The organism is Streptomyces sp. NPDC000941 (assembly GCF_053599555.1).
In genome coordinates this window covers 1-4,637 of the sequence record NZ_JBSFMM010000414.1, presented here as the reverse complement: position 1 = coordinate 4,637, position 4,637 = coordinate 1, and the positions used below count along the sequence as shown (strand labels likewise).

Sequence of the window (4,637 nt, the reverse complement as noted above, 5' to 3'; positions counted from 1 at the left end):
TCGGATGTGGATGTGGTGGAGGCGCACGGCACGGGGACGAGGTTGGGTGATCCGATCGAGGCGCAGGCGTTGTTGGCCACGTACGGTCAGGATCGGAAGGCGGACCGTCCGCTGTTGCTGGGGTCGGTGAAGTCGAACATCGGTCATACACAGGCCGCGGCGGGCGTGGCGGGTGTGATCAAAATGGTGATGGCGATGCGGCATGGCGTGCTTCCCGGCACGCTGCACGTGGACGCGCCGTCGTCGCATGTGGACTGGGAGGCGGGCGCGGTCGAGCTGCTGACCGGGCCGGCGGAGTGGCCGTCGACGGACCGGGTGCGCCGGGCGGGTGTGTCCTCCTTCGGGATCAGCGGCACGAACGTCCACCTGATCGTGGAACAGCCGGAACCTTCCGACACGGTCGGTGGCGCCTCTGAGGAGGAGCCGGAGGGCAGTGGGCTGGTGCCGTGGGTGGTGTCGGGTGCGTCGCCGACGGCTCTGCGTGGTCAGGCGGGGCAGTTCCTGTCGCATTTGCGGGCGGGCGGAGAGCTGGGGCTGCGGGACGTGGGCTTCTCACTGGCTACGGGCCGGTCGGCGTTTGAGTATCGGGCGGTGGTGCTGGGCGAGGACCTGGAGAGCGCGGCGCGGGGCGTGGCGGCACTGGCCGCGGACGAGCCGAATGCGGACGTGATCAAGGGCTCGGCGACCAGTGAGGGCAGGATGGCGTTCCTGTTCGCGGGGCAGGGTGCTCAGCGGTTGGGGATGGGGCGTGAGTTGTATGGGCGGTTCCCGGTGTTCGCGGGGGCGTGGGATGAGGTGGTGGCGGAGTTGGATCCGCTGTTGGGTGTGGCGTTGCGGGATGTGGTGTGGGGCGAGGACGAGGGGTTGCTGAATCGGACGGAGTTCGCTCAGCCTGCCCTGTTCGCGGTTGAGGTGGCGTTGTTCCGGCTGGTGGAGTCCTGGGGGATTGCCCCTGACCATCTGGTGGGGCATTCGGTCGGTGAGATCGCGGCCGCCCATGTGGCGGGGGTGTTGTCGCTGGCGGACGCGTGTGCGCTGGTGGTGGCGCGAGGCCGGTTGATGCAGGGGTTGCCCGCGGGTGGGGCGATGGTGGCGGTGCGGGCGGCTGAGGATGAGGTGCTGCCGCTGCTGTCCAGCGAGGTGTCGATCGCCGCCGTCAACGGTCCTGGTTCGGTGGTGGTGTCCGGGGCTGAGGAGACAGTGCTGGAGATCGCGGAGCGGTTTGCGGCGCAGGGGCGGAAGACAAGTCGGCTGCGGGTGTCGCATGCGTTCCACTCCCCGCTGATGGACCCGATGCTCGACGAGTTCCGTACCGTGGCCGAAGGGCTGTCCTACCAGCCCCCGGCCATTCCGGTGGTGTCCACACTCACGGGCGGGCCCGCCAAGGGCACGGATCTGTGCTCCGCCGACTACTGGGTCGAGCATGTACGGGCGACCGTACGGTTCTCCGACGCCGTGGCGGTGTTGGGCGACGCCGGGGTGCGCAGGTTCCTCGAGCTCGGGCCGGACGGGGCGCTGTCGGCGCTGGCGGCCGAAAGCCTTGCCGACGAGCTCCTGCTGGTGCCGGTGCTGCGCAAGGACCGAGAGGAGGAGCGGTCCGCGCTGACGGCCATGGCGCGGATGTTCGCGAACGGTGCGGAGGTGCGCTGGGCAGCCCTGTTCCCGGGAGCCCGCCGAGTACCACTCCCCACCTACGCCTTCCAACACGAGCGGTTCTGGCCGACGGGTACGGTGAGCCGTGCCGGCGATGTGCGCGCGGCGGGGCTGGGGGACGCGCATCACCCGCTGCTGGGGGCGTCCGTCGAACTGGCCGACAGCCAGGGGGCGTTGTTCACCAGCCGCCTCTCCGTGGGATCCCATGCGTGGCTGGCAGATCATGTCGTGATGGGCCGGGTGGTGGTGCCGGGTACGGCGCTGCTGGAGCTGACGCTCCGGGCCGCGGACGAGGTCGGCTGCGACCGGGTGGAGGAGTTGACGCTGGCGGCGCCGCTCGTCCTGCCCGAACAGGGTGCCGTACAGCTGCAACTCGCCGTTCACGAGGCCGATGACTCCGGCTGTCGTCCCGTCAGTGTCCACTCCCGGCCGGAGGGCATGGCGCGGGAGTGGACACTGCACGCCAGTGGTGTGCTGGCGGAGGGCGAGTCGACAGCGACCGCGACACCGCTGGCGGTGTGGCCGCCGGAGAGCGCCGAGCACATCGATGTGAGCGATTGCTACGACCGCTTCGCGAACATCGGCTTCGACTACGGGCCACTGTTCCAGGGGCTGCGGGCCGCCTGGCGGCGCGGCGATGAACTCTTCGCCGAGGTCGCCCTCCCGGAACGGGGCGAGGCCGACGCCGCGGGCTACGGACTCCACCCCGCGCTGCTCGACGCCGTCCTGCACACCGCCCTCCTCGCCGGGCTCGACAAAGCGGGCGGGGATGGCGGGGACGGCGGTGCGGCCGATACGGGCGCCATGGCGAGTCTGCCGTTCAGCTGGGAGGGCGTCGCCCTGCACGCCTCCGGCGCGTCGGCGCTCCGTGTCCGGCTGTCCCCGGCGGGCGACAACGCCATGTCGATCACGCTGGCCGACACGGCCGGCGGCCCGGTCGGCTCCATCGATTCGCTCGTCGTACGTTCGGTGTCCGCCGACCAACTCGGCGCCGCGGACACGAGTGATACGGACGCGCTGTTCCAGGTGGACTGGACGCCGGCCTCGCCGTTGCCGCCCGCCGTCGACGCCCCGGACGCCGCCACCGCCGTGGTGCTGGGCTCCGAGCAGTCCTGGCTGGCCGAGGCGCTGCGGGCGGCCGGGACGCCCGTGGCGGTGTGTGCCGACATCGCCGGGGTGACATCGCCGCCGACGGGAGCCGACGTACCGGAGGTGGTGCTGGTTCCGGTCGGGGACGGCACTCCCGAAGACCCGGCCATCCCCGAAGACCCGGTACGCTCCGCGCACCAGGCGGCGACCTGGGCCCTGCACCTCGCCCAATCGTGGCTCGCGGACGAGGGTGCGGCCGCCTCGCGCCTTGTGTTCGTCACGCGTGGCGCGACGACGGGCGAGGACTTGGCCGCCGCGTCCGTATGGGGCCTGGTCCGCTCGGCGCAGACCGAGCACCCCGGCCGGTTCGGCCTGGTGAACCTCGACAACACCGATGCCTCCGTGGCCGCGCTGCGACAGGCCGTCGCCTCGGGCGAGCCGCAGTCGGATGTCCGCGCCGGCGCGATCACCGTCCCGCGGCTGGTCCGTGCGTCCACCGCCGCGGCGGATCCCGACACGTCGGCCGTGGAGTGGGATCCCGAGGGGACGGTCCTGGTCACCGGCGGTACGGGCGGGCTGGGGCGTGAGGTGGCGCGCCATCTGGTGACGGAGCACGGTGTCCGCAACCTGATCCTGGCCAGCCGCAGCGGCCCGGACGCCGACGGAGTCGGCGAACTCGTCGCGGAACTCGCCCGGCACGGTGCTGACGCACAAGCCGTGGCATGCGATGTCGCGGACCGCGACGCCGTGGCGGACCTGCTGGCGGGGGTGGCGCCGGACCGTCCGGTGCGGGCGGTGGTGCATACGGCGGGGGTGCTGGACGACGGTGTGCTGGAGTCGCTGTCGCCGGAGCGCATGGCCGCCGTGCTGCGGCCGAAGGCCGACGCGGCATGGGTGCTGCACGAAGCGACGCATGAGCTGGACCTGACGGCGTTTGTCCTCTTCTCCTCGGTGGCCGGTGTGTTCGGCGCCGCCGGCCAGGCCAACTACGCGGCGGGCAACGCGTTCCTGGACGCGCTGGCCGAGCATCGGCGTACGGCCGGTCTGCCCGCGGTGTCGCTCGTATGGGGGCCGTGGACGCAGACCGAAGGGATGACCAGCACGCTGACCGAGGCGGACCTGGCGCGGCTCGCGCGGTCGGGTATGCCTCCGCTGTCGATCGAGGAAGGGCTGACGCTGTTCGACGGGGCCTTGGCGACCGGGGCGGCGGCCGTCGTTCCGGTCCGGCTGGACCTGCCCGCCTGGCGCGCCCAGGGCGAGGTCCCCGCTCTGCTGCGTGGCCTGATCAGGACGAGGACCCGGCGAGCGGCCGGAACCGGCGTAGGAGCCGGGGCCTCGCTGGCCGACCGGCTCATCGGTCTCAGCGATGCCGAAAGGGCGGAAGCCGTACGCGAACTGGTCAGTGCGCAGGCAGCCGATGTGCTGGGCCATGCGGGGGCGGACGCCATCGAGCCGACCCGCGAGTTCAAGACCTTGGGCTTCGACTCGCTCACCGCGATCGAACTGCGCAACCGCCTGAACGCCACCACCGGGCTCCGGCTGCCCGCCACCCTGATCTTCGACTATCCGACGCCGGACGCACTGGCCGACCACATACGCGCGCAACTCGTCCCGGAGGAGGCGGGGCCGATGTCCATCCTGGCCGAGCTGGACCGTCTGGAGCTCGCCTTCGCGCAGGTGTCGGTCGATCCGGAGCTGCACGAGCGGGTGGCGGGGCGGCTGGAGGTGCTGCGCAGCCGATGGGGGGCCCTGCACGAAGACCCGGACCAGAAGGCCGACCACGAGTTCGACTTCGACGCCGCGACCGACAGCGAGGTCTTCGAGATGCTGGACAACGAGCTCGGGCTGTCCTGAGCCCGTGCCGCTCGACGGGTCGTGCGCGAGCCGAAACGCTC

General features: G+C 71.8%; 1 protein-coding gene. It reads left to right on the top strand.

The window, feature by feature from the left end; translation table 11 throughout:
• Positions 1 to 4,596 (top strand): type I polyketide synthase (locus ACWDSL_RS51970; RefSeq protein ID WP_450496600.1); only part of this gene is annotated, 4,596 nt, incomplete at its 5' end.
• Positions 4,597 to 4,637: the final 41 nt, after the last annotated feature.